Origin of the sequence: Pseudomonas sp. W2Jun17 (assembly GCF_023127795.1) — a bacterium.
Taxonomy (GTDB): Bacteria; Pseudomonadota; Gammaproteobacteria; order Pseudomonadales; family Pseudomonadaceae; genus Aquipseudomonas; species Aquipseudomonas synxantha_A.
The window spans coordinates 132,682-156,772 of the sequence record NZ_SPKO01000032.1; the positions used below are offsets into that span (position 1 = coordinate 132,682).

Genomic DNA, 24,091 nt, shown 5'->3' on the forward strand with positions numbered 1-24,091 from the left:
TGGCGACTGCAAAGTTGTGTAGATACCTCCCACATTTGAATTGCACCTATTCGCTGGGCAGCGGCGGTGTGCGTGGCGGTATCACGCGTTTGCTGCCGGTGGCTTCAAACGCTGCGGCAAAGCGCAGCAGCGCCGAATCATCATAAGCACGCCCGGCAAACGTCAGCCCCACCGGCATACCGATATCCGCCATCACGCCCATCGGCACGGTGACGGTGGGCACGCCCAGGTGGCGAATCGCAAGGTTACCGTTGGCCACCCACACGCCGTTGCTCCAGGCGATGTCGGCAGACGCTTCGTTCACGTCGGCATCGGCCGGGCCTACATCGGCTACGGTCGGAAACAGCACGGCGTCGAGGCCGAGGTTGTCCATCCAGTCTTCCAGATCCAGGCGCCGGGTTGTTTCCAGGCCACGCAGGCCATCGGGCACGGTACCGATCTGGTCCCACGGTGTGATGCCGCGTTGGGCCATGCGCACGTATTCATCCATGCCGGCGGCGAGGTCGTCTTCACGGTTGGGCAGGGTGCCGGGGTCGTGGGGGAAGATCTTTGGTCCGTCCACATCCGCCAGGCGGTTGAGCGCCGGATCGTTGTTGGCGCGCAGGAAGTCATCGAAGGCCCAGGCAGACAGCTCCCACAGTTCGTCGTGGAGGAACTCCTTGGACACCAGGCCACGGGTAAACACCGTTGGCGCGCCGGGGCGGTCGCCTTCGCAGTTGGATACCAGCGGGAAATCCACCTCGATCACTTCGGCGCCGGCGGCCTCCAGCGCCTGGCGGGCGGCTTGCCACAACTCGATCACCGTGGCGCGGGTAGTGATCCTTTGCCCGGTGGGCCCGCCGATACCGGGTTTTTCGCTGGTGCCGGCGTCGGGGTCGGCATTGATGTACATGCGCGGCACGCCAAAGCGCTTGCCGGCCAGGCTTTCGCTGCTGGTGGCCAGTGCGGCGTATGAGGCCGGGCGCACCGAGGTGACGCTGGGGATCGGTACCCAGGGTTGCAGGCGCCACAGGTCGCCGCGCTTGTCGGGGTCTTCGGCCACCACGACGTCGAGCACTTCCAACAGGTCGGCCATGGTGCGCGCATACGGCACCACGACGTCCATCGTCGGGGTCAATGGCCAGTTGCCGCGTACCGAAATCACCCCACGGGAAGGCGTATAGGCACACAAACCATTGTTGGAGGCCGGGCCGCGGCCACTCGACCAGGTTTCTTCAGCCAGGCCAAACGCTGCAAAGCTGGCGGCGGTGGCAGTGCCCGCGCCGTTGGAAGAACCGGACGCAAATGGCGCGGTCAGGTAGTCGGCGTTGTAAGGGCTTTCGGCGCGGCCATACACGCCACGCTGCATGCCGCCATTGGCCATCGGCGGCATGTTGGTCTTGCCCAGGCAGATCGCGCCACCGGCACGCAGACGCTCAATGGTGAAGGCATCGCGCTGGGCCACCAGCTTGGCAAACGCCGGGCTGCCGGATGCGGCCGTCAGACCTTTGACCAGGTAACTGTCCTTGGCCGTGTAGGGAATACCCTCCAACGGTCCCAGGGTCTGGCCCTTGGCGCGGCGCGCATCCGACGCCTCGGCTTCTTTCAGGGCGTCAGGGTTGCGCACCACCACGGCGTTCAGCGCCGTAGCTGTCTGCGGGCCATCGTAGGCATCGATCCGTGCCAGGTATGCCTGGACCAGTTCAACGGCCGTGGTCTGCCCGGCTTCAAGCGCAGCGCGCAATTGGGCAATGGAGACTTCAGTAACTTGCATCACGTTTTTTCGCCGCCTTCACGTGGGGGGATGGCGGCAGTCTACGTACAGATATTTCACAAAACCAGCTAAGGTGGCCGCGATGACTACCATTGCGCTTCAAGGAAGAGACCATGCACAGACCCTATATTGCTCTGGCTGCCCTGCTGGGATTTACCCTCTACACGGCGGCGACGATGCTCACGGCCGAGCAATCACTGCTGGCATTTGGACGCGAGCTGATGTCGCGGCCTGATACCGCACAGGTGGTGATTGACCTGTATTTGATGGCGGTGCTGGCGTGTGTGTGGATGTACCGGGACGCGCGCGGACGAGGGCGCTCCGTGGCGTCGTTGATCCCGTATTTCCTGTTGACGGCGGTGTTCGTGTCGGTAGGGCCGCTGCTGTATATCGTCGTTAATGGGTTCTCGCGACGCACCTGACGGTAGATGCCAACGACAGTAACCACGATGCGAAGCGAGCCGCTCTTGATCTTGATCTGCTTTTGATCTCAGGCGCCCCGTTAAACCACGCTGGCCGGAATTCGACAGGGATTTGGGGGGTAAACCGGCAGGGATGCCGGTTTAGCCGCCCCGCGCCATGGATGGCGCGTGGCGGCGGCCCCCCAAATACCTGTCGGATTACGGGCACACCGAGCCTAAGCGAGGTGCCGAGTGGTGGGGCAAGAGCGTTTTGCTTAATTTTGCGCTTTTCAAAAGTGAGCCGCTGTAAGAGCGGGACCAATAGTGGCCGTTACCCAAATAACGGATATGTACTCGGTCTGACCCAGCATCCTGATCGGCCCTGAGGCCGCCATCGGGAGCAAGCCCCCTCCCACAGTTTCGGCGTCGCACCAAAGTTGTGAAGATACCTATGCTTACCGGGCGCAAGTTCCTCCCACAGTTTGATCAGGTAAATACTCACCTGCCTTCGTTCAAACGCCTTTGGTCGAAGGCAGCAGTACCGTCAAGATGCCCACCAACGGCAAGAACGAGCACAGTTTGTAGACGTATTCGATCCCGTGGTTATCGGCAAGCAACCCCAGCAACGCCGCGCCAATCCCGCTGAAACCGAACATCAGGCCGAAGAATATCCCAGCGATCATGCCCACGTTGCCCGGCACCAGTTCCTGGGCAAACACCACAATGGCCGAGAACGCCGAGGCGATGATGAAACCGATGACCACGCTGAGTACGGCGGTCCAGAACAGGTCGACGTAGGGCAGGGCGAGGGTGAACGGCGCGGCGCCGAGGATCGAGAACCAGATGACTTTCTTGCGGCCGATCTTGTCGCCGATCGGGCCCCCGGCGAAGGTGCCGACCGCCACCGCGCCAAGGAACAGGAACAGGTACATCTGCGAGCTGGCCACCGACAGCTGGAATTTTTCAATCAGGTAGAAGGTGAAGTAGCTGGTCAGGCTGGTCATGTACCAATACTTGGAGAACACCAGCACGGCCAGAACCACCAGGGCGAAAGTCACGCGGCCTTTGGACAAGCCATGGGTCGCCTGGCTGCCCTGCTTGAGCTTGAACAGGTTGAGGTGGTGACGGTACCAGCGGCTCAAGCCATACAGCACCAGGATCGCGAACACCGCAAACAGGCCGAACCAGGCGATATGGGTCTGGCCGTAGGGAATGATGATCGCTGCCGCCAGCAAAGGGCCGAACGCGCTGCCGGTGTTGCCGCCGACCTGGAAGGTCGACTGCGCCAGGCCATAGCGCCCACCGGACGCCAGGCGTGCGACCCGCGAGGTTTCCGGGTGGAAGGTCGACGAGCCGACACCCACCAGCCCCGCCGCGAGCAGAATCGCCGGGAAGTTGCCGACAAACGCCAGCATCAAAATACCGATCAAGGTGCACACCATGCCCGCCGGCAACAGCCAAGGCTTGGGGTGGCGGTCGGTGTGATAGCCGATCCACGGTTGCAGCAGGGAGGCGGTCAACTGGAAGGTCAGGGTGATCAGGCCGACCTGGGTGAAGCTCAGGCCGTAGTTGGCCTTGAGCATCGGGTAGATCGACGGCAGCACGGCCTGGATCAGGTCATTGATCATATGCGCCAGGGCGCAGGCGCCGAGGACGCGCATGACCAGAGGGCTTACCTGGGGTGTCGTGGTGGCAGCGGCGGGTGTCGCGGTGAGGCTCGACATGCGGGCATTCCATACAAGGCAGCGAACAGGGGCAGACAGTACTTTAGCTGGCAGCCATTTCTAATTGTTTCGAAAGCTATGCTAAATTCGAAGAAAATGCCTGTCTCGCGAAATTCGGGCATAAACCATCGCAAAAAGGGCGAAACAATCAAATCCCTAGACAAATTTCTCCAAGAGATCGATGAAGGCGATTGGGCCGTCATCAGCTCGGCCACCGATTATCCGGAAAACTGGGTGATCCCGGAACACAGCCACAACAAGCATCAACTGCTCTATGCCATTGGCGGGGTGATGGTGGTGTATTCGGCGCTGAATCAATGGACGGTGCCACCCAACCGTGGCTTCTGGATGCCGTGCGGGCAAGTCCATTCGCTACGATGCGTGGGCACGTTGAAGATGCGCAGCGTGTTCGTGCGCCCGGACAGCTTCCCGAACCTGCCAGCCGAGCCGAAGACGGTGACGGTTTCGCCGCTGTTGAGTGAACTGATCAAGGCCTCGGTCAGCCTGAAGCCGCCGTATGCCGAGGACTCACGCGATACCAGGATCATGCACCTGATCCTCGACGAACTGGCGATCCTGCCGGACTTGCCGCTGTCCCTGCCGCAGCCTGCCGACCCGCGCCTCAGCCAGATTTGCCTGGCGTTGCAGGACGAACCGGGGGATGCCTCCACCGTCGCCGATTGGAGCGCACGTCTGGGGTTGGATCAAACCACCATTCAGCGCCTGTTTCGCAAGGAAACCGGCATGACCTTCGGCCAATGGCGCCAGCAGGCGCGGCTGCTGCTGGCGCTGGAGCGCATAGCGGTAGGGCAGAAGATTATCGACGTGGCATTTGAACTGGGTTACGAAAGCCCCAGCGCCTTTACAAGCATGTTCAAGAAACAGTTTGGCAAGACGCCGAGTCATTTTTTCAGGTAGCACCGCTGATAACACGAGCTTGCACAGCACGGCGTGACGTCAGGCAGGCGAGCAGGGTGGCGACTACCAGCAAGCCGGCACTGAGTTCAAAGGTGGCCTGGTAGCCGCTCAGGTCGAACGCCACGCCGCCGACGGTGGCGCCGGCAGCAATCGCCAATTGGATGATAGCCACCATCAATCCGCCGCCGGCTTCGGCGTCATCGGGCAAGGTCTGCGCCAGCCACGTCCACCAGCCCACAGGTGCGGCGGTTGCCACCAGGCCCCAACTGCCGAGCAATAGCGTGGTTATGATCGTTGAATGGCCCCATTCCACCAGCGCAAGTGCGAGGCCTGCCATGATCAGCGGGATGGCAATCAGTGTCGGGTACAGGTTGTGCTTGAGGAAACGTTCAATCAAAAACGTACCGGCCAGGCCTGCCAGGCCAAGCACCAACAGCATCAACGACAGCGTAGACACCTCAACCCGCGTGACGCTTTCCAGAAACGGGCGCAGGTAGGTGAACAACATGAACTGGCCCATGAAGAACACGCTGACGGCGAACATGCCCAAGGCCACCTTGGGGTTTTTCATCAGGCGCAAGGCATTGGCGGTTTTCGCCTCACCCTGGTTTTTCAGCGCGGGCAGGCTGGCGAGCAGCCATACCAGTGCAACCACCGCGACCGGCACCACGCAGAAGAACGCACCGCGCCAGCCGATGATCCCGCCCAGAAAGCTGCCCAGCGGCGCAGCGATCACCGTTGCCAGCGCGTTGCCGCCGTTGACGATGGCAAGGGCCCGCGGTATCTGCGCTTGCGGCACCAGGCGCATCGCCGTGGCCGCCGACAATGACCAGAAGCCACCAATCGCCACGCCAATCAAGGCTCGACCGAGCATGAACACCAGGTAATTGGGCGCGAACGCTACCACGGTGCCGGAGATAATCATCAGCAGCGTCAACGCCATCAACAGGCGCTTGCGGTCCACCTGTGTAGCGATCGAGGCGATCACCAGGCTGGTGAGCAGGGCAAACACCCCGGATACGGAAATGCCCTGGCCCGCCTGGCCTTCGGTGATGTGCAGGTCGGCGGCCAACGGTGTCAGCAGGCTGACGGGCATGAATTCGGAGGCGACCAGGGCGAACGCGGCGAGCGACATCGCCAGCACTGCGCCCCAACTGCTTTTGGTAGGTGTATCAGACATGGCGTAAACCCGTTAATGCGTCAATGGCCTGCGCATTTTCCGGATCAAACCCCAGGTTCCATAGTTCGATTCGCCAGATTACTTGCCTGATCCTCTGAGTCTCGCGGTATACCTGGGACTCGCGAGGCGTGCGGGAGTAAAGTTGCGCAAAGAGGCAAACGAGTCCGCTATGAGCATCCACCCTGCGTCCCTGCAAACCCTCGCGCACTCCATCGAGTCGCGCACCCCGTCGCCCGGCGATTACCCCATGCCGATTCCCGGGCTGGGGTTCTATCGGCGTGAACAACCGGCCGCGCCTGTGGTGTGCATGGTCGAACCGTGCATCGTGCTGGTGGTGCAGGGCCAGAAGCAATTGTGGGCCGGTGGTGAGGGTTACCCCTACGACAGCTCGCACTTTCTGGTGACGTCGCTGGACATTCCGGCCAACTCGGAGGTGCTGGTCGCCAGCCCCGAGCAACCCTGCCTGGGGCTGACGTTCAAACTGGACTTGCGCATGTTGGCCGAGTTGATTGCCCAAGGTGATCTGCCGCCAACCCGAGAGCGTGCGGTGCTGAAAGGCGTGGGTATCGGTACGGTCACCGACGGTATGCTCAGCGCATTCGCTCGTCTGGTCGCGTTGCTTGAGGAGCCTGAAGCCATTCCGGTGCTCGCCCCGTTGATCCAGCGTGAGATTCATTACCGCCTATTGAAAAGCGACCAGGCTGGCCGCCTGCGCCAGATCTGTTCGGTGGACGGGCAGGGTTATCGGATTGCCAAGGCTATCGATTGGTTGAAATTGAATTTCGATGCGGCGCTACGCGTGGAAGAATTGGCAGCGCGGGTGCAAATGAGCGCGGCGACCTTCCACCATCACTTCCGGCAACTGACGGCGATGAGCCCGCTGCAGTACCAGAAATGGCTGCGCTTGAATGAGGCGCGGCGCTTGATGTTGAACGAGCACCAGGACGTGTCCAGCGCAGCGTTCAAAGTGGGCTATGAGAGCCCGTCGCAGTTCAGTCGTGAGTACAGTCGCTTGTTTGGCGTGCCACCCAAGCGCGACATGGTCGCGCTGCGGGGCAGGGCGGGGGTTACTGATCCGGGGCCAGGTTAGCGTAGAAAATGCAGCCGATCAGCCGCGCAAACAGGCTCAGGGTTTCGGGCAGGTTGGGGTCATCGAACAGCATTGCCCGTGAGTCCAGCGCGCACAGCGCGCCGAACAGGCGCCCATCGGGTAAAAAGATCGGTGCACCGGCATAGCTTTCGATGGCGTATTGCTTGACCACCGGGCGCGAGGCAAAGCGGCCGTTATGGCTGATCTGCGGGATGAACAGGGCTTGAGGGTCGATGCAGAACTCACTGCACAGGGTAGTTTCGAGGTCGAGTACGTCGTCGACATTGATGCCCATTTGCAGAGGGTCGTAGGCCGAACACACCACCCATTCCAGGTCGGTGAATTTGGCAATGCCGGCAAATCTCATCCCGGTCAGGCGCGTGACCAGCTTGAGGATGTTGGTAGTCGCTTCGATTTCTGCAATAGCGGCGCGTTCGTCTGCGCTGAGTAACGATTGTGCGGTGACGCTTGAAACCATGCTGGGCACTCCAGTGGCGTGGTCGCTTGGCGCGACCACGCACAGTCAGGTCTTAGTTAATCCGTGGATGCTGCTGCACCAGGTTTTCACGCTTGGCTTGCAGCGCGGCAATCTCGGCGTCGATGTCTTCGATCTTCTGCTCGATGTTGTCGTGATGCTCCTGCAGCAGCTCCTTGGCTTCTTCCATGTCGGATGCCGCAGGCGCCGCGCCGCGCAGTGGCTTGTTGGCGGTTTCTTTCATGGTCAGGCCCGTGACCAGGCCGACCACGGCGAACACCATCAGGTAATAGGCGGGCATGTACAGGTCGTTGGTGCTTTCCACCAGCCAGGCGACGACGGTTGGCGTGACGCCGGCGATCAGCACCGAGACGTTGAATGCACTAGCCAGGGCGCTGTAGCGCAAGTGCGTTGGAAACATTGCTGGCAAGGTCGAGGCCATCACGCCGATAAAGAAGTTCAGCACGATCGCCAGGATCAGCAGGCCGCTGAAGATCAAGCCGGTCTTGCCGCTGGTGATCAGCATGAACGCCGGGATCGACAGAAACAGCAGGCCGATGCTGCCGGCGATGATGAACGGCTTGCGGCCGATCTTGTCGCTGACAAAGCCAATGAATGGCTGCACGAACAACATGCCGACCATGATCGCTATGATGATCAACACGCCGCTGTTTTCGGCGTAGTGCAGGTTATGCGACAGGTAGCTGGGCATATAGGTGAGCAGCATGTAGTACGTCACGTTGGTCGCCGCGACGATCCCGATGCAGGTCAACAGGCTGCGCCAGTGTTTGGTGGCGATTTCCTTGAACGAGACTTTAGGGCCGTGGCTCAGGCCTTCGCGGTCGCCCTGTTCAAGCTTGTCGACATGCTGCTGGAACGCTGGAGTCTCTTCCAGTGCGTGGCGCAGGTACAGGCCGATGATGCCCAGGGGCAGGGCAAGGAAGAACGGCAGGCGCCAGCCCCAGGATTCGAATTCCGCTTCGCCGAGCACGGTGGAGATCAGTACCACCACACCCGCGCCGAGGACGAAACCGGCAATCGAGCCGAAGTCCAGCCAGCTGCCGAGGAAGCCGCGCTTGCGGTCCGGGGCGTATTCGGCCACGAAGATTGACGCACCGGTGTATTCGCCGCCTACCGAGAAGCCCTGGGCCATTTTGCACAGCAGCAGCAGGATTGGCGCCCAAATGCCAATGGAGGCATAGCCGGGAATCAAGCCGATGGCGAAGGTGCTCAGGGACATGATCACGATGGTGGCAGCGAGGACTTTTTGCCGTCCGTACTTATCTCCCAAGGCACCGAAGAACAGACCGCCCAGTGGGCGAATCAGGAAGGGCACCGAGAAGGTACCCAATGCGGCGATCATTTGTACGCTGGGGGACGCATCGGGGAAGAACACCTTGCCCAGCACATAGGCGACAAAGCCATACACGCCGAAGTCGAACCATTCCATGGCATTGCCAAGGGCGGCGGCGGTGATCGCCTTGCGCATCTTGTTGTCGTCGACAATGGTGATGTCTTTCAAGCCGATGGGTTTGACGCGTTTTTTCCGTAGTTTCATGCGGGCCACTCTAAAGCTGAACGGGGAGGTGCCATCGCTACGATGGCACCGCTCTGTCAGTTCAGATACAAGTGGACACGAAAAAATTCACCGCATCGGGTGTTTTTTCTCGCATTAGCGAAAATATCGTGTGAGTGCCCTCGCGGCGGCGTGCGAATCCACGCCTCAACCAAATTTAAATGTGGGAGGGGGCTTGCCCCGATAGCAGTGCTGCCAGACGCTTATTATTAACTGACTCACCGCCATCGGGGGCAGGCCCTCTCCCACATTGGGTCGTCGCTGCTTTGAGCATTTCGTTCGCTTAACTGACTGCGGCGACGATAGCGATATTGGCTAAACTCCGCTCGCAGGCTCATGCCGCAAATGGAGACGTCATTTGTATGCCAAACCGCTATTCACGCCTCATCTACCGCCAACCACGACTGGCCGATGTCCAGCGGTTGTTTGCGATCTTCGGTGATCCGCAGACCAATCTGTTCAACCCGGCCGGGCCCATGCCCGATCTTGCGACGGCTCAACGCTTGTTGGCTCACTGGATGGCGCAATGGGCCACTCACGGCTACGGCTGGTGGGCGATTGCCCGTAAAGAAGCGCCCGAACACATCATCGGGTTTGGCGGCATTGCACCGCTTAACTATCTGACCCAACGACGCATCAACCTCGGTTATCGCTTTGCCGTCGAAGCCTGGGGGCAGGGCTACGCCACCGAGGTGGGCCGTGACGCGTTGGAGCTGGCTTTTGTAACCTTGGGTTTGCCCGAGGTTTTCGGTCTGGTACGACCCGATCATGCCGCGTCGATCCGCGTACTGGAGAAGATTGGCATGCAGCCCTTCGGCCTGCTGGACGACGTACCTGGCCAAGCTCCCAGCCTGGTGTTGCGGGTTTGTCATCCTACAACTGCTGGCACCTGACGTTTTTCGTACTTACGTAATTCCTCGATAAACGGTGCTTGTTCAGATTGACACTGCGCAGGCGTCCCGATATAAAAGCCATAGTTGTACGACGACATATGACGTTACATGTGTCCTACCTAACAAAAATAAAAAAGTGATGCCATGAATCTGAACGAGCCCATCAGTGCCTATCGTGTCGGCCAGGCGGTCGGCAGCTATCGCTGGACGATCTGCGCGATGCTGTTTTTCGCGACCACGGTCAACTACCTCGACCGTCAGGTGCTGAGCCTGTTGGCGCCGCAACTCTCGACACAATTTGGCTGGAGCAACACCGATTACGCCAACATCGCCGCGGTGTTCCAGTTCGTCTACGCGATTGCCATGCTGTTTGCCGGGCGGTTTGTCGACAAGATCGGTACCAAGGCCGCGTATGTGGTGGCGATCGGCATCTGGTCTACTGGGGCGATCATGCATGCGTTTTCGGTGCCGATGGGCGAGGGCATTGCGGCGGTCAGCAGCGCTGTCGGCCTGGCGGTGATTCCGGTGTCGATTGCCGGGTTCATGCTGTCACGTGCCGTGTTGGCGATCGGCGAAGCGGGTAATTTCCCTATCGCGATCAAGGCCACCGCTGAATATTTTCCCAAGAAGGAACGCTCACTGGCCACCGGCATCTTCAACTCCGGTGCCAACGTCGGCGCGATCCTGGCGCCGATCTGCGTGCCGTTGATCGCAGGCTGGTGGGGTTGGGAAGCGGCATTTATAGTCATTGGCATGTTGGGCTTTGTGTGGGTGGCAGTCTGGGCCGCCGTGTACGAAAAACCGGAACAGCAAAAACGACTGTCCGCTGAAGAACTGGCCTATATCCGCAGCGATCAGACCGTACAGCCTTTCACTCCTGAGCCTACGGGCGCCAACGCAAAGAAAGTCTCCTGGTTCAAACTGCTGACTTACCGCCAGACGTGGGCGTTCGCCTTTGGCAAGTTCATGACTGACGGTGTGTGGTGGTTTTTCCTGTTCTGGTTGCCCACCTACCTGTCGGCGCAGTACGGCATGAAAGGCGCGGATATCGTCATGCCGCTGGCGGTGCTGTACAGCATGACCATGGTCGGCAGCATCGGTGGCGGCTGGTTCCCGAGCTACTTCATGGCGCGCGGCGATGCACCCTATGACGGGCGTATGAAAGCCATGCTGGTGATTGCGCTGTTCCCGCTGGTGGTGTTGCTGGCACAGCCTCTGGGTTACCTGAGCTTCTGGGTACCGGTGCTGCTGATTGGCGTGGGGGCCTCGGCGCACCAGGCGTGGTCGTGCAATATCTTCACCACCGTGTCCGATATGTTCCCGCAGAAAACCGTGGCCTCGGTGGTCGGCATTGGTGGCATGGCAGGGGGCCTGGGCGGTGTGGTCATGACCAAGATCGGCGGTTGGGTGTTCGACTACTACAAGTCCATCAACGACATCCACACCGGCTACATGATCATGTTTGCCATCTGCGCCCTGGCTTACCTGGTGGCCTGGAGCGTGATGAAGGCATTGGTGCCCCGTCACAAGGAAATTACTGATCTTTAGGGGCCGCTTCAGGCAACCGTAGAAACGCCATCAGCGCGGCAACGATGGCTTCTGGTGCATCTTCTTGCACCAGATGCCCGGCATGGGGGATACGCAGGTAGCGTGCCCCGTCCAATCTGCCAGCGAGTGCATCGCCTTGCGCCAGCGGGATCCACCGATCTTCCTCACCCCACAGCAACAGCACCGGGCAACGGACGCTGGCGAGTTGATCTTCTATCGCATCGGTATAACGCTGATCCATTTGCACGATCTGTCGGTAAAAAGCGGCCTGGCCAATCTCGCCCATCCAGGGCGTGACATAAGCTTGCAATACCTCGGCAGGCAGCGGCTTGAAAGCGGCGCCCTGAAGATAGGCGCGCACGATCGCCTCGTGGATGTATGCCGGCGCATCGCTGAAGGCCCGTTCGTGCTGACGCACATGCTGAATCAGCGGCGAACCCCAGGGCGCCAGGGCAACGGGATCGATCAGGGTGAGGCTGGCGTAGTTGCAGCCATCCAGCAGATGCGCGCGCAGTGCCGTGGCACCGCCGAAATCATGGGCGAGTAGATGAGGACGTTCCAGGCCCCAATGTTCAAGCAGTGCGGCCAGCAAGGTGTTTTGCACGCCGAGGGAGATGTCCTGCCCCGGCGCCTTTTGCGACTGGCCGTAGCCGAGCAGGTCGTAATAGAACACTCGACAGTGCTGGGCGAACAATGGCGCGATGCGTCGCCACACATGAGCAGAGAAAGGCGTGCCATGCACCATCACCAAGGCCGGGCCCTGAGTACCGAGTTGGCCCCAGCGCACCGCCTGCCCGTGAAAGTCGAAAGTTTCGCGCAGTGCCAAGGCATCACTCGCGTGGGTCATGATTGAATCTCCCCTAAAGCATCGTGGGTTGTGACGGTCTTTACGTCCGCCAAGATGATACGAACTGCCATTACTACGCCGATCAATACCGCGGCCAGGCCCGCTGTTTCCATGGGCGTTGGCCAGCGCTGGTGAAACCACAAGCCCAGCAGGCTGGCGAAGAGTGATTCCAGGGCAATCAACTGGCCGCTCAATACCATGGGCAGGCGCCGCGTCGCGGCGTTCCAGGCCCAGGCGCCGACGACGGTGGACATCACGGCGATCACCAGGCTCCAGGCATACAGCGGCCATGCCTGGCTCCAGCCAGCGCCAAGGGTGGGCAACCGCAACACGCCCAACACGTATAGCCACGGGAGGATGATCAGCGCAGCGGCACCGGCCCCCACTAGCATCAGGGCGGTCCACACACCTGTCACCTTGGCCGGCAGGTGCGCCAGTTGCTGTTGGTTGATCACGCTGAACGCCATCCATAAGGCGACGGCGCCCAAAGAAAAAAACAGACCGGCCAACCAGGAGCCGCTGCCCGAAGAGGGCTGGTGCAGACTGCTGATATTGACCAGTAACAGCCCCACCGAGAGACAGAGCAACGGCATCACCAGTTGACGCCACTGCAGGGTTTTATCGCTGGCGTTGCCTATCAGCGCCAGCAGCACCGGGACCATCCCGACAAACGCTGGCGTCAGCACCGGGCCGCCGACGATCACGCCGCCTGCAATGCATACGCCGTAGCCCAGGCAACCCAGTGCGCCCAGCAGTGCCGCGAGCAGGCACTGGCCATGGCTGAGTATCCGCAGTTGCGATCGACACACAATCATCCAGACGATGCCCAGCCCGCCGGCTATCAGAAAGCGCACAGCCATCAGATCGTAGAGGCTGTAGGCCCCGGTGACGTAGGGCGCAATGAAGTTCAGTGCCCAGCCAAGGGTGGCGACCACCGCGCATATCACGCCGGTAAAGACTGAAGCTTGGGAAGTGCTCATCAGGCTGATCCATGAAGTAATGGATCCATGGTGCCCAGCCGCACGGCTGTGCTACAAACGAGTTCTCGGCCCTTGATGCATTACCTCAGATTATGAATCTACTTGGCAAAACCTTACCGCCCCTCGCCAGCCTGTTGCCGTTTGAAGCCGCTGCGCGCCTGGAGAGTTTTTCCAAGGCGGCCGATGAGCTGCACATCACCCAGGCGGCTGTCAGCCGGCAGATTCGCGGGCTGGAAGATAACCTGGGGGTGAAACTCTTTAGTCGGCGCAACCGTGCGGTGTTCCTGACGCAAGAGGGGCGTGAATTGGGGCGGGTGGTCAGTGCCGCGTTGCAAAGCATCAGTGATGGCGCGGCTCAGCTGCGCACGGCGCCGCAACGCAATCGGGTGGTGCTGTTGTGCCAGTTGTGCGAGGCGTTTTATTGGTTGATGCCGCGCCTGTCGACCTTCCACCAGCAATACCCGCAGGTCGAGATCCAGGTGGTGACCTGCACGCGGCCCATCACGCAATTCGAGGGCCACTTCGATGTAGCCCTGCAAAGTACCCGGCGCGCCAGTGGTGCCCATACGCTGATGTTTACCGCTTCTGATGAAGTGTTTCCGGTGTGCAGTCCCGCCTACCTGTGCCCGCAGCAGCCGTTACCGCTCGGTGAGTTACAGCCGTGCACCTTTTTGCACCATAGCTCTGAGCCTCCACACTTGATGGAGTGGGATGAGTGGCTGCAGGTGTTCGGGCGGGTGTTGGCCAAAGATGCGCGCAGTGCCACCTTCGACAGCTACCCGCTGATGTTGCAGGCGGCGGTGGAAGGGCACGGTGTTGCGATGGGCTGGCGTCGCACCGCCAGCAGGCTGATTGACAGTGGGGCACTGGTGCGCCCCTGTGCTGAAAGCGTGTTTCTGCCGGAGGCTATTTCGGTGTACAGGCAGCATGGGGCAAGCAGTCGGGGGGAGGTGGCTGCGTTGCTGGCCTGGCTTGAAGCGCAATTGCACAAGGACGACTGACAGGGGCGTCGCCGCCCCTGTCACACCCGGTTATTTATTACGGGTGACGCGCCAAAGGGTATTGGCCAGGTCGTCGGCAATGATCAACGCACCTTTGGGGTCCACCGTCACGCCCACCGGGCGCCCACGGGTCTTGCCGTCGTCACCACGAAAGCCGGTGGCGAAGTCGATAGGCTCGCCCGCCGGCTTGCCATTGCTGAACGGCACAAAGATCACCTTGTAGCCCACCGGCGCGTCGCGGTTCCAACTGCCGTGCTCGCCGACGAACACACCCTCGGCGAATTTTTCACCCATGGCCGGGATGGAAAAGTCCACCCCCAGCGCGGCCACATGGGAACCCAGGCTGTAATCGGGCTTGATCGCCGAGGCTACTTTGGCTGGGTTCTGCGGTTGTGCGCGTGGGTCGACGTTCTGGCCCCAGTAGCTGTAGGGCCAACCGTAGAAGGCACCTTCGCGCACTGACGTCAGGTAGTCCGGCACCAGGTCGGGGCCGAGTTCATCGCGTTCGTTGACCACCGTCCACAGTTGCCCGGAGCCCGGTTGGATGGTCAGTGCCGTGGGGTTGCGTAGCCCGGTAGCGTAGGGTTTGTGCGCGCCAGTGGCCGCGTCGATCTGCCAGACCATGGCGCGGTCAATCTCCACTTCCATGCCGCGTTCGGTGATGTTGCTGTTGGAGCCGATGCCCACATACAGCTGGCGCCCGTCATCACTGACCGCCAAGGACTTGGTCCAGTGGTGATTGATCTGCGCCGGCAGGTCGGTGACTTTGACCGGCGGCGCACTGGCCTTGGTCTGGCCGTCGGCGTAATCGAAACGCACCAGCGCGTCCTGGTTGGCCACATAGAGTTTGCCGTCGGCGTATGCCAGGCCATAGGGGGCGTTGAGGTTGTCGGCGAACACGGTCTTGAGTTCATAGGTGCCGTCGCCGTCGGCATCGCGCAGCAGGGTAATGCGGTTGCCGCCTTTGACCTTGGTGTTGCCCTGAGCCTTGATCACGCTGGCAATCACGTCCTTGGGCTTGAGCTTGGCCGCACTGCCGCCACGGCCTTCGGCTACGAGGATGTCGCCGTTGGGCAACACCAGAGTTTGGCGGGGGATTGCCAGGTCGGTGGCGATGGCGGTCACGCTGTAGCCTTCGGGCACCTTGGGCTTTTGTTCGCCCCAAGGCGTGGGCTCGGCGATCTTCATGCTCGGCAGCAGGCTGCTTTGTTGTTCGGGCAGCTTGGGATCGGGGCCGCGGGCCTGGGTCTTGTCACCTTCGCCGCCACAGGCACTCAGCAACAGGGCAGCGCTAAGCACGGTCAATGTGTTGAGTGGTTTCATCGGGCAGCTCCTGAGCGCAGGTTGGTCAAGCCGATCCAGGTGGCGATGATCGCCAGGGCGGTGACAATCGCCGACAGCACCAGGCCGGTGGGCATCATGGCGTACGCGTCCTTGGCGTGTTGGAAGGCATTGATCAGCCCGAGTACCCAAGTAGCCAGCAACAGCAGGAAATACGCCACGGGGCGCCCGCCCTTGTGTTCGGCACGCACCAGGTTGACCAGCGCAAACAACAGGGCAAAACCACAGAAGACCAGCGCCCCGGCGATCAGCCAGGAGGCGAAGTTGGCCCATTGGATCTGGTAACTCTGGCCGTAGGCGATATCACTGAGCAAGGCGCCGAGAAACAACGGCACGGTGCCGGCCAGTAAGGTCCCATGCAGCGGGCCAGGTCTGACGACGGGGTAGGTGGGTGGGGTAGTCATGTCGGTGGCGGCTCCTTATCGTTCTGCACCCTGGACTCAGGGCGCGCTGACTTCGCATAGGAAAGGAGCCTGTCATTTGTCAGAAAGTTCATTGAGAGGTGGAGATGTTTCCTGGCAGATGTACCTGGATGTGTTTACGACGCCAGCTCCATGACTCATCCTGCTTGGCCCCAACAAGGAATCGTTTTATGCCAACCCTGCATCTGTTGTGCGGCAAGATCGCCTCCGGCAAGTCCACGCTCGCCAAAACCCTGGCTGCCGAGCACGCGGCCATTGTGCTCAGCGAAGACCACTGCTGCCGCGCCCGCCTGAATGAGCGTAACGTCCGGGGTGAGCATGACTTTGCCGCGACCGACGCCGAGTTCGACCTGATCACTCGCCACTTCTGCGTGCCGAGTGAAGAAGAAGGGCTGGTGATCAAGGTGCATCGGCCATGAGCACCCAACAACCTGCGGGTATCGATGCCGACGGCTTTATCCTCACCGTCGCCGATGCGCCTATACAACCCGAATTCAAGCCCGTGCTGGTGGATATCTGCGCCACCCTGTCCCAGCCCGCGTTGGGGCTGCACGGGATTTACCTGTATGGCAGCGTCGCACGGGGCCAGGCCGAGGTCGGGATTTGCGACTTGGATCTCACGCTGATACTGATCGAACCACCGGATGCGCCCGTGCTTGAGCAATTGGAGGCGGCTCGAATCGCCTTGGAGCAACGGCATCGGCAAGTCACCAAGATCGATTTCGACATCGGTCATCGTGCTCAAGTCTTGGCACATGAAAACCGAAACAGTTGGGGCTTCTGGCTCAAACATCATTGCCGTTGTGTCTGGGGCGAAGACCTGTCACAGCACTTCGAAGCGTTTCGCCCGTCCCGGGCTATCGCCTTGGCGGTCAATGGTGATTTCGAGCAGGCGCTCACCGGCTACCTGGTGCGCATCGAACAGGCCAGCACTGAACACATACGCCATCGCTTGCAGCGGGAAGCTTCGCGGGCCTTGATCCGCGCCACCCATACCCTGCGCCCAAAAGAAGCACGGATGTGGCCGCATACGCTGGAAGAATACGTCGCGCTATTCGTTGAGCATTACCCCTCGATGCGCGTACACATTGCCTATTTCCTGTTTGAAGCACGCAACCCAAGCGCCGAGTGCGAGACGTTCAGCACGCGATTGCGCGCATTTTTAAGTTGGATGGTTTCAGCGGCTGGAGACAGGAATCAATCGAATGCGTGAGCGCCCGGAATCGTCTAACTCATTTCAGGATTGAAAAAGCGCTCGGGTCGGCAAGGCGCCAGGGCAGGGGACGTTATGCTCTCCATGATCTCTTCACTGACCAACTGCCCCACGATGGCCGCAAGTGTCACGCCTGGATGCATCACGCAGACATACACACCGTTGGCACTCGGCAACTCGCCAATGATCGGCAGGCCATCGACGGGGATGGGCCTGAGCCCGACGCACGCCAGTTGTGGCTGGATGGAAGTGACGCCCTCAAGCTCACCGGCAATGGCCAGGGCGGTGCGGCGGGCGATGGCGGCGGGCTGATGTTCCGGGGCGTTGCCAAGGTAGTCTTCGGCTGCCAGCCAAATACCCTCTGCACTTTCGCGTACTTCCATTTCAGGGTTGGAAATGAGCGTGTGCACAATCCCGGGCGGGGCGCTGTAGCGGATGAAAATCGCTGGCGAGGCGTCTATCGGCAAGGGCAAACCCAGCAGGCTTGTCAGTGCTGCCGTGCCCGTTCCGGCTGCGAGCACCACCCTGTCGGCATGGATGACGCCCCGGCTGGTTTCAACGCCGGTGACCTGCGAACCCTGCCTGCTGAAGCCCAGCACTGGGTTGTGTGTCAGCAGCCTGGCACCGAGGGCCTGGGCGGCGGCTATTAACGCATGGGTGGTTTGTACAGCGTCCAGTGCGCCTTCTTCGGCTTTGAATTGAGCGAATTCAGGCGGGTTTTTCAACTGCGGCTCAAGTGCCTGGATACGCTCACGAGTGATCCGTGAGTTCGCCCTGGGTTGAATGTTTGGGCCGTAACACAGGGCGCCCGTCCAGCGTATCTTCACGTCGGGCAACTCATGTTCCAGGCGGTGATACGCGTCAATCGCAGCACTGCGCAATGAGGCGATGGGGTCGGGTGCGTCGCAGGTAGTGTTTATCCAGGCAAACGAAGTAGCCGTGACCCCGCAAGCAACGTCACCGGCATCGACCACCGTCACCTTCGCACCCTTGCCGGCCAGGTGATAGGCCAGTGAAGCCCCGACGATACCGGCGCCAATGACCACAATGCGCTTGCCCTGATTCATGTCCGCCCTCTCTGTTAACAATGGGTGAGGATTTCACCGCTTTGGAGCACCCTGGCATAGTCCATCGCGAGGTTACTGAGCGATAACGCGTGCACGTCTTCGGCGAGCCACAGGCGTCCCGACAAGTCGGTTTGATCGAAAGTAAAACAGGCATCCGCCGCCACGATTACGTCGAACCCCAAGTTGCCCCCAGAGCGTGCGGTGGCCTCCACTGAGTTATTAGTGATGACGCCTACGATCACCAGTTGTTTGATCGAGCGCATGTGCAGCCAGCGTTCCAGGCCCGTGGCGATGAAGGCATCCGGTACATTTTTTTCCACCACATGCTCGTGACCCAGGGGTTGCAGCGTGTCTTGGAATTCACAGCCTGGTTGGCCTGGCCAGAACACCGAGCCGGGAGAGCGGGAGATATGCCGCACATGGACGATCGGGCGTTGCGCCTGTCGCCAGGCATTGAGCAACTGTTGTATGCGCAGTTCGGCGTCTGGGTTGTTGCGGCGGCCCAGGGCGGGATCGGCCATGCCTCTCTGCATATCAATGATCACCAGTGCAGCGTTCGTCGATATCGGTTCCATGGCCTGTCCTTGTAGGGATGAGTATCGCGATTCAAGTGTGGGAGCGGGCTTGCTCGCTCCTACAGGTCGGTTGGACGTTACCACCGATCGGCAACCCACACGCAAAACCCTGAGACTTCCCGGCGAAACGCTTCATAATGGCCGCCAATTTGTTTAGCTCGTTATTCTGGTGTGCCCGCATGGAAATTAAGGTCAACTTTCTCGACAACCTTCGGCTTGAAGCCAAGTTCGATGACTTCACGGTCATTGCCGACCAGCCCATCCGCTACAAGGGCGATGGGTCGGCACCGGGGCCATTCGATTACTTCCTGGCTTCGTCGGCGTTGTGTGCGGCGTACTTTGTGAAGTTGTACTGCCAGACGCGCAATATTCCCACGGAGAATATTCGCCTGTCGCAGAACAACATCGTCGACCCGGAAAACCGCTACAACCAGATTTTCAAGATCCAGGTCGAGCTGCCGGCGGACATCTCGGACAAGGACCGCCAGGGCATCCTGCGTTCCATCGACCGTTGCACCGTGAAGAAAGTGGTGCAGGCCGGGCCGGAGTTCGTGATTGAGCAGGTGGAAAATCTCGACGCCGACGCCCAGGCGTTGTTGATGCCCAATTCCACGTCCGAGGCGGGCACCTACATTGCTGGCAAGGACCTACCGCTGGAGCAGACCATCGCCAACATGTCCGGCATCCTCGCCGGGCTAGGCATGAAGATCGAGATCGCCTCGTGGCGCAATATCGTGCCCAATGTCTGGTCGCTGCATGTGCGCGATGCGCATTCGCCGATGTGCTTTACCAACGGCAAGGGCGCGACGAAGGAGGGCGCACTGGCGTCGGCGCTGGGCGAGTTTATCGAGCGGCTCAACTGCAACTTCTTCTACAACGACCAGTTCTGGGGCGAAGAGCTGGCCAATGCGCCGTTCGTGCATTATCCGGATGAGCGCTGGTTTCAGCCGGGCCCGGACGATGAGTTGCCGAGTGAAATCCTCGATGCCTACTGCCTGAAGATCTACAACCGCGAGGGCGAGTTGCGCGGTTCGCACCTGTTCGACACCAACTCGGGCAATGAAGCCCGAGGCATTGTCTCGCTGCCGTTCGTGCGCCAGTCCGATGGTGAAGTGGTGTATTTCCCGTCCAACCTGATCGAAAACCTCTACCTGAGCAACGGCATGAGTGCCGGCAACACCCTGGCCGAAGCTCAGGTGCAGTGCCTGTCGGAGATTTTCGAGCGGGCGGTGAAGCGCGAAATCATTGAAGGCGAATTCGCCCTGCCGGATGTACCTGCCGAAGTGTTGGCCAAATACCCTGGCATCCTCGCCGGTATTGAGGGGCTGGAGGCCCAGGGTTTCCCGGTGCTGGTCAAGGATGCATCCCTGGGCGGTGAATTTCCGGTGATGTGCGTGACCTTGATGAACCCGCGCACCGGTGGCGTGTTTGCCTCCTTTGGCGCGCACCCGAGCCTGGAAGTGGCGCTGGAGCGCAGCCTCACCGAGCTGCTGCAAGGCCGCAGCTTCGAAGGCTTGAACGATCTGCCGCAGCCGACCTTCGAAGGCCAGGCGGTGACCGAGCCGAACAATTTCGTCGAGCACTTTATCGACTCCAGCGGCGTAGTGTCGTGGCGCTTCTTCAGCGCCCAGTCGGATTACGAGTTCGTCGAGTGGGACTTCTCGGGCCACGGTGAAGACTCTAACGCCCAAGAAGCCGCGACGCTGTTCGGCATTCTTGAAGGCATGGGCAAGGAGTGCTACATGGCGGTGTACGAACACCTGGGCGCCACCGCCTGCCGCATCCTGGTGCCGGACTATTCGGAAATCTACCCGGTGGACGACCTGATCTGGGATAACACCAACAAGGCGCTGTTCTTTCGCGAAGACATCCTCAACCTGCATCGCCTCAACGAGGACGAGCTGCAAGCCTTGGTCGAACGCCTGATTGAAAGCGAGCTGGACGACTACACCGACATCACCACCCTGATCGGCATCGAGTTCGACGACAACACCGCGTGGGGCCAGTTGACCATCCTTGAGCTGAAACTGCTGATATTCCTGGCCCTCAAGCAGTATGAAGAAGCCAAGGAATGCGTGGAGATGTTCCTGCAGTACAACGACAACACTGTCGAGCGTGGCCTGTTTTACCAGGCGATGAACGCGGTGCTGGAGATGGAGCTGGATGACGACCTGGAGCTGGCCGACTACGAGGCCAACTTCCGGCGCATGTTCGGCAATGAGCGCATGGACGCGGTGATCGGCTCGGTCGACGGCAGTGTTCGGTTCTACGGGTTGACGCCGACCAGCATGAAGCTCGAAGGGCTGGACCGGCATCTGCGCTTGATCGACAGCTACAAGAAGCTGCACAGTGCACGAGCCAACATCACCCAAGGCTGATTACGCAGTTGATTTAATGTGGGAGGGGGCTTGCTCCCGATAGCGGTGTATCAGTCAACAAATACAGTGACTGACACCCTGCTATCGGGAGCAAGCCCCCTCCCACATTTTGCTCGATATTTGACGTTAGATGTGTGCCAAGGCTTGGGCTAAATCCGCTCGCAAATCCTCCACATCCTCAACCCCCACCGACAACCGCACCAGCCCATCACCAATCCCCAACTGCGCCCGCGTGGCCGCCGGGATGCTCGCGTGCGTCATGATCGCGGGGTGTTCGATCAGGCTTTCCACACCACCCAGGCTCTCGGCCAGGGCGAAGATCCTGACGTTCTCCAGAAAGCGCCTGGCACCGGCCAGGTCACTGTTCAAGTCCACCGAAATCATCCCGCCAAAACCGCGCATTTGCTGCTTGGCCAGCGCGTGCTGTGGATGGGATTTCAGGCCGGGGTAATACACTCGCGCCACTTGCGGTTGCTCTTCCAGCCAGGTGGCCAGCTCCAGGGCATTGCTGCAATGGCGCTCCATGCGCAGCGCCAGGGTTTTCACGCCGCGCAGGGTCAGGAACGCATCGAACGGCCCGGCAATGGCACCGACCGAGTTTTGCAGGAAGCCCAGGCGTTCGGCCAGGTCCGGATTGTCACCGACAATGGCGATACCGCCGATCACATCGGAATGCCCGTTCAGATACTTGGTAGTGGAGTGCACCACGATATCGAAACCCAGTTCCAGCGGCCGCTGGATCCACGGGCTGGCGAAGGTGTTGTCGGCCACGCAGATAATTCCGCGGGCACGGCAGATGCGTGCGACGGCGCGCAGGTCGGTGAGGCTCAGCAGCGGGTTGCTCGGGGTCTCGACCCAGACCATGCGCGTGTCGTCCTGCAACGACGCTTCAAAGGCCGACAAGTCGCTCAGGTCGATATAGCTGAAACGGTGCCCAGCGCTGCGTTGGCGCACCTTGTCGAACAGCCGGAAGGTGCCGCCATACAGGTCATTGCCCGAAACGATATGCGCACCGGCATCGAGCAATTCGAGCACGGTGGAAATCGCCGCCAGCCCCGACGCAAATGCAAAGGCCTGGCTGCCGCCTTCAAGGTCGGCCACGCAGCGCTCCAGGGCAAAACGCGTGGGGTTGTGGGAGCGGCCGTAGTCGAAGCCCTTGTGCACACCGGGGCTGTCTTGCAGGTAAGTGGAGTTGGCGTAGATCGGCGGCATCAGCGCGCCCGTGGTCGGGTCGGGTGACTGCCCGGCGTGGATCACACGGGTGGCAAACGCGCTTTTATCGGGCTGACTCATGCAAGGGATCTCCGTAGGTGATTAAGCAGGTCGACGCGGGTGATCAGGCCATGGAAGCCCGAGGCGTCGGCAATAATGGCGACCAGGCCGCGATCCAGTTCTGCCTGCAGTTCGGCCAGGCTGGCGCTGGGGGGCAGGGTGTGCAAGGTGTCGGTCATGGCGCTGGCGACGGTCATGGAAAAGTCCGCCGCGTCATGGTGCAGGCCCAGCAGAATGTCCGATTCGTCGATCACGCCCGCCAATTGTTGGCCGTCTACCAGCACCGGCAGTTGCGACACATCCGCCAGGCGCATGCGTTGGAACGCAGTGAGCAGGGTGTCGTCGGGGCTCACGCTGATCACACGGCCGTCTTCGAAGCGGCGGGCGATCAGGTCGCGCAGGTCGCCGTAATGTTTGTACTGCAGCAGGCCGGCGTCGTTCATCCATTGGTCGTTGTAAACCTTCGATAAATAACGCGTGCCGGTGTCGCACACAAAGGTCACCACGCGCTTGGGCTCGGTTTGCTCGCGGCAGTAGCGCAGGGCAGCGGCGAGCAGGGTGCCGGTGGACGAGCCGCCGAGAATGCCTTCGGCCTTGAGCAATTGGCGGGCGTGGTCGAAGCTCTCTTCATCGCTGATGGAGTAGGCGTGGCGCACGCTGGACAGATCGGCAATCGACGGGATGAAGTCTTCGCCGATGCCTTCCACGGCCCAGGAGCCAGGCGTTTCAAGTTGCCGGCTGCGGCTGTATTCGGCCATGACTGAACCCACCGGGTCGGCCAGTACCATCGTGAGATCGGGCTGCACACGCTTGAAAAAACGCGTCAAGCCGGTGAGGGTGCCGGCCGAGCCGACGCCGACCACAATCGCGTCGACGTCATGTTGGGTCTGCGCCCAGATCTCCGGCGCGGTGCTGGTTTCGTGGGCCAGTGGGTTGGCCGGGTTGTTGAACTGATCAGCAAAGAACGAGCCCGGAATATCCTTGGCCAGCCGTGCCGCCACGTCCTGGTAATACTCCGGGTGGCCCTTGCCCACATCGGAGCGGGTGATATGTACTTCAGCGCCCATGGCCTTCAGGTGCAGCACTTTCTCCGTGGACATCTTGTCGGGCACTACCAGCACCACCCGATACCCCTTGGCCCGGCCTACCAGCGCCAAGCCCAGGCCGGTATTGCCTGCGGTGGCTTCGATGATGGTACCGCCAGGACGCAAGCGCCCATCACGCTCGGCGGCGTCGATCATGGCCAAGCCGATGCGATCCTTGATGGAACCGCCAGGGTTTTGCGATTCAAGCTTTAGAAACAGCGTGCAAGGGCCGGTATCGAAGCGGCTGACCTTGACCAGCGGCGTGTTACCGATCAGTTCAAGTACGGCAGGGCGGGATAGGGTGGGCATGTCGTCACCTGGTTACGGGATGGGCACAGGGTGGGGGACAGCA

22 protein-coding genes are annotated in these 24,091 nt (G+C 60.7%); 9 read left to right on the plus strand and 13 right to left on the minus strand.

What is annotated here, in order from left to right; all coding sequences use genetic code 11:
- Positions 1 to 46 precede the first annotated feature (46 nt).
- Entirely contained in the window at positions 47 to 1,756 is a 1,710-nt protein-coding gene (locus E4O98_RS19895; RefSeq protein ID WP_248136062.1) for an amidase, read from the minus strand.
- A gap of 110 nt (positions 1,757 to 1,866) precedes the next feature.
- Between E4O98_RS19895 and E4O98_RS19900 the strand changes: the two genes are divergently transcribed.
- Positions 1,867 to 2,175 (plus strand): DUF2834 domain-containing protein, encoded by a 309-nt coding sequence (locus E4O98_RS19900; RefSeq protein ID WP_078821239.1) that lies wholly within the window; start codon positions 1,867 to 1,869, stop codon positions 2,173 to 2,175.
- Between the two features lie 491 nt (positions 2,176 to 2,666).
- On the opposite strand, the gene E4O98_RS19905 is transcribed toward E4O98_RS19900, so the two are convergent.
- A complete protein-coding gene (locus E4O98_RS19905; RefSeq protein WP_078821240.1) occupies positions 2,667 to 3,878 on the minus strand; it encodes an MFS transporter in 1,212 nt (403 codons plus the stop codon).
- 96 nt (positions 3,879 to 3,974) lie between these two features.
- Here E4O98_RS19905 and E4O98_RS19910 point away from each other — a divergent pair, with 96 nt between their 5' ends.
- Positions 3,975 to 4,796, plus strand: a complete 822-nt coding sequence (locus E4O98_RS19910) for a helix-turn-helix transcriptional regulator (protein WP_032880875.1) — start codon at positions 3,975 to 3,977, stop codon at positions 4,794 to 4,796.
- Here the strand turns inward: E4O98_RS19910 and E4O98_RS19915 are convergent.
- Positions 4,789 to 5,976: an MFS transporter gene (locus E4O98_RS19915; RefSeq protein WP_032880876.1), complete on the minus strand. Its 1,188-nt coding sequence runs from the start codon at positions 5,974 to 5,976 to the stop codon at positions 4,789 to 4,791. The genes E4O98_RS19910 and E4O98_RS19915 overlap by 8 nt on opposite strands.
- Positions 5,977 to 6,145: 169 nt before the next feature.
- Between E4O98_RS19915 and E4O98_RS19920 the strand changes: the two genes are divergently transcribed.
- Positions 6,146 to 7,066, plus strand: a complete 921-nt coding sequence (locus E4O98_RS19920; RefSeq protein ID WP_248136064.1) for an AraC family transcriptional regulator — start codon at positions 6,146 to 6,148, stop codon at positions 7,064 to 7,066.
- On the opposite strand, the gene E4O98_RS19925 is transcribed toward E4O98_RS19920, so the two are convergent.
- Together E4O98_RS19925 and proP are read right to left on the minus strand one after the other, a co-directional pair.
- Positions 7,044 to 7,544, minus strand: coding sequence for a GAF domain-containing protein (locus E4O98_RS19925; RefSeq protein WP_032880879.1), 501 nt, complete (start codon positions 7,542 to 7,544; stop codon positions 7,044 to 7,046). The two genes, E4O98_RS19920 and E4O98_RS19925, sit on opposite strands and share 23 nt — an antisense overlap.
- A gap of 52 nt (positions 7,545 to 7,596) precedes the next feature.
- Entirely contained in the window at positions 7,597 to 9,099 is a 1,503-nt protein-coding gene (gene proP, locus E4O98_RS19930) for a glycine betaine/L-proline transporter ProP (protein ID WP_005787944.1), read from the minus strand.
- Between the two features lie 380 nt (positions 9,100 to 9,479).
- Between proP and E4O98_RS19935 the strand changes: the two genes are divergently transcribed.
- Both E4O98_RS19935 and E4O98_RS19940 read left to right on the plus strand, forming a co-directional pair.
- Positions 9,480 to 10,010, plus strand: coding sequence for a GNAT family N-acetyltransferase (locus E4O98_RS19935; RefSeq protein ID WP_032880880.1), 531 nt, complete (start codon positions 9,480 to 9,482; stop codon positions 10,008 to 10,010).
- A gap of 144 nt (positions 10,011 to 10,154) precedes the next feature.
- Positions 10,155 to 11,558: an MFS transporter gene (locus E4O98_RS19940; RefSeq protein ID WP_248136066.1), complete on the plus strand. Its 1,404-nt coding sequence runs from the start codon at positions 10,155 to 10,157 to the stop codon at positions 11,556 to 11,558.
- On the opposite strand, the gene E4O98_RS19945 is transcribed toward E4O98_RS19940, so the two are convergent.
- Positions 11,545 to 12,405, minus strand: coding sequence for an alpha/beta hydrolase (locus E4O98_RS19945; RefSeq protein ID WP_248136068.1), 861 nt, complete (start codon positions 12,403 to 12,405; stop codon positions 11,545 to 11,547). The two genes, E4O98_RS19940 and E4O98_RS19945, sit on opposite strands and share 14 nt — an antisense overlap.
- The gene (locus E4O98_RS19950; RefSeq protein ID WP_228308430.1) at positions 12,402 to 13,385 is read right to left on the minus strand and encodes a DMT family transporter; all 984 of its coding nucleotides are present in this window, start codon (positions 13,383 to 13,385) and stop codon (positions 12,402 to 12,404) included. The genes E4O98_RS19945 and E4O98_RS19950 overlap by 4 nt, the downstream gene beginning before the upstream one ends.
- A 92-nt stretch (positions 13,386 to 13,477) precedes the next feature.
- Here E4O98_RS19950 and E4O98_RS19955 point away from each other — a divergent pair, with 92 nt between their 5' ends.
- Positions 13,478 to 14,386 carry a LysR substrate-binding domain-containing protein gene (locus E4O98_RS19955; RefSeq protein WP_148853947.1) on the plus strand — a complete coding sequence of 303 codons (909 nt, stop codon included), beginning with the start codon at positions 13,478 to 13,480 and terminating at the stop codon, positions 14,384 to 14,386.
- 30 nt (positions 14,387 to 14,416) lie between these two features.
- On the opposite strand, the gene E4O98_RS19960 is transcribed toward E4O98_RS19955, so the two are convergent.
- Both E4O98_RS19960 and E4O98_RS19965 read right to left on the minus strand, forming a co-directional pair.
- A complete protein-coding gene (locus E4O98_RS19960) occupies positions 14,417 to 15,709 on the minus strand; it encodes a sorbosone dehydrogenase family protein (RefSeq protein WP_032880887.1) in 1,293 nt (430 codons plus the stop codon).
- A complete protein-coding gene (locus tag E4O98_RS19965) occupies positions 15,706 to 16,131 on the minus strand; it encodes a DUF2231 domain-containing protein (RefSeq protein WP_248136070.1) in 426 nt (141 codons plus the stop codon). The genes E4O98_RS19960 and E4O98_RS19965 overlap by 4 nt, the downstream gene beginning before the upstream one ends.
- 188 nt (positions 16,132 to 16,319) lie before the next feature.
- On the opposite strand from E4O98_RS19965, the gene E4O98_RS19970 reads away from it, so the two are divergent.
- Entirely contained in the window at positions 16,320 to 16,568 is a 249-nt protein-coding gene (locus E4O98_RS19970; RefSeq protein WP_248136072.1) for an AAA family ATPase, read from the plus strand.
- Entirely contained in the window at positions 16,565 to 17,362 is a 798-nt protein-coding gene (locus E4O98_RS19975; protein WP_078821254.1) for a DNA polymerase III subunit beta, read from the plus strand. The genes E4O98_RS19970 and E4O98_RS19975 overlap by 4 nt, the downstream gene beginning before the upstream one ends.
- Before the next feature lie 14 nt (positions 17,363 to 17,376).
- Here the strand turns inward: E4O98_RS19975 and E4O98_RS19980 are convergent, their stop codons facing one another.
- Positions 17,377 to 18,429, minus strand: coding sequence for an FAD-binding oxidoreductase (locus E4O98_RS19980; protein ID WP_248136074.1), 1,053 nt, complete (start codon positions 18,427 to 18,429; stop codon positions 17,377 to 17,379).
- 14 nt (positions 18,430 to 18,443) lie between these two features.
- Positions 18,444 to 19,004 carry a cysteine hydrolase family protein gene (locus E4O98_RS19985; protein ID WP_032880893.1) on the minus strand — a complete coding sequence of 187 codons (561 nt, stop codon included), beginning with the start codon at positions 19,002 to 19,004 and terminating at the stop codon, positions 18,444 to 18,446.
- Positions 19,005 to 19,183: 179 nt separating this feature from the next.
- On the opposite strand from E4O98_RS19985, the gene E4O98_RS19990 reads away from it, so the two are divergent.
- Complete coding sequence (locus E4O98_RS19990) at positions 19,184 to 21,382, plus strand: OsmC domain/YcaO domain-containing protein (protein ID WP_032880895.1); 2,199 nt, start codon at positions 19,184 to 19,186, stop codon at positions 21,380 to 21,382.
- Between the two features lie 126 nt (positions 21,383 to 21,508).
- On the opposite strand, the gene E4O98_RS19995 is transcribed toward E4O98_RS19990, so the two are convergent.
- Together E4O98_RS19995 and E4O98_RS20000 are read right to left on the minus strand one after the other, a co-directional pair.
- The gene (locus E4O98_RS19995; RefSeq protein ID WP_248136076.1) at positions 21,509 to 22,675 is read right to left on the minus strand and encodes a cystathionine gamma-synthase; all 1,167 of its coding nucleotides are present in this window, start codon (positions 22,673 to 22,675) and stop codon (positions 21,509 to 21,511) included.
- Positions 22,672 to 24,048, minus strand: coding sequence for a cystathionine beta-synthase (locus E4O98_RS20000; RefSeq protein ID WP_005787970.1), 1,377 nt, complete (start codon positions 24,046 to 24,048; stop codon positions 22,672 to 22,674). Before E4O98_RS20000 ends, E4O98_RS19995 begins: the two co-directional genes overlap by 4 nt.
- Between the last annotated feature and the right edge of the window lie 43 nt (positions 24,049 to 24,091).

Excerpts from the sequence above, each read along its gene's own strand:
- E4O98_RS19900 (WP_078821239.1), top strand. The coding sequence starts at position 1,867 with ATGCACAGACCCTATATTGCTCTGGCTGCCCTGCTGGGATTTACCCTC.
- E4O98_RS19905 (WP_078821240.1), bottom strand. The coding sequence starts at position 3,878 with ATGTCGAGCCTCACCGCGACACCCGCCGCTGCCACCACGACACCCCAG.
- E4O98_RS19910 (WP_032880875.1), top strand. The coding sequence starts at position 3,975 with ATGCCTGTCTCGCGAAATTCGGGCATAAACCATCGCAAAAAGGGCGAA.
- E4O98_RS19915 (WP_032880876.1), bottom strand. The coding sequence starts at position 5,976 with ATGTCTGATACACCTACCAAAAGCAGTTGGGGCGCAGTGCTGGCGATG.
- E4O98_RS19920 (WP_248136064.1), top strand. The coding sequence starts at position 6,146 with ATGAGCATCCACCCTGCGTCCCTGCAAACCCTCGCGCACTCCATCGAG.
- E4O98_RS19925 (WP_032880879.1), bottom strand. The coding sequence starts at position 7,544 with ATGGTTTCAAGCGTCACCGCACAATCGTTACTCAGCGCAGACGAACGC.
- proP (WP_005787944.1), bottom strand. The coding sequence starts at position 9,099 with ATGAAACTACGGAAAAAACGCGTCAAACCCATCGGCTTGAAAGACATC.
- E4O98_RS19935 (WP_032880880.1), top strand. The coding sequence starts at position 9,480 with ATGCCAAACCGCTATTCACGCCTCATCTACCGCCAACCACGACTGGCC.
- E4O98_RS19940 (WP_248136066.1), top strand. The coding sequence starts at position 10,155 with ATGAATCTGAACGAGCCCATCAGTGCCTATCGTGTCGGCCAGGCGGTC.
- E4O98_RS19945 (WP_248136068.1), bottom strand. The coding sequence starts at position 12,405 with ATGACCCACGCGAGTGATGCCTTGGCACTGCGCGAAACTTTCGACTTT.
- E4O98_RS19950 (WP_228308430.1), bottom strand. The coding sequence starts at position 13,385 with ATGAGCACTTCCCAAGCTTCAGTCTTTACCGGCGTGATATGCGCGGTG.
- E4O98_RS19955 (WP_148853947.1), top strand. The coding sequence starts at position 13,478 with ATGAATCTACTTGGCAAAACCTTACCGCCCCTCGCCAGCCTGTTGCCG.
- E4O98_RS19960 (WP_032880887.1), bottom strand. The coding sequence starts at position 15,709 with ATGAAACCACTCAACACATTGACCGTGCTTAGCGCTGCCCTGTTGCTG.
- E4O98_RS19965 (WP_248136070.1), bottom strand. The coding sequence starts at position 16,131 with ATGACTACCCCACCCACCTACCCCGTCGTCAGACCTGGCCCGCTGCAT.
- E4O98_RS19970 (WP_248136072.1), top strand. The coding sequence starts at position 16,320 with ATGCCAACCCTGCATCTGTTGTGCGGCAAGATCGCCTCCGGCAAGTCC.
- E4O98_RS19975 (WP_078821254.1), top strand. The coding sequence starts at position 16,565 with ATGAGCACCCAACAACCTGCGGGTATCGATGCCGACGGCTTTATCCTC.
- E4O98_RS19980 (WP_248136074.1), bottom strand. The coding sequence starts at position 18,429 with ATGAATCAGGGCAAGCGCATTGTGGTCATTGGCGCCGGTATCGTCGGG.
- E4O98_RS19985 (WP_032880893.1), bottom strand. The coding sequence starts at position 19,004 with ATGGAACCGATATCGACGAACGCTGCACTGGTGATCATTGATATGCAG.
- E4O98_RS19990 (WP_032880895.1), top strand. The coding sequence starts at position 19,184 with ATGGAAATTAAGGTCAACTTTCTCGACAACCTTCGGCTTGAAGCCAAG.
- E4O98_RS19995 (WP_248136076.1), bottom strand. The coding sequence starts at position 22,675 with ATGAGTCAGCCCGATAAAAGCGCGTTTGCCACCCGTGTGATCCACGCC.
- E4O98_RS20000 (WP_005787970.1), bottom strand. The coding sequence starts at position 24,048 with ATGCCCACCCTATCCCGCCCTGCCGTACTTGAACTGATCGGTAACACG.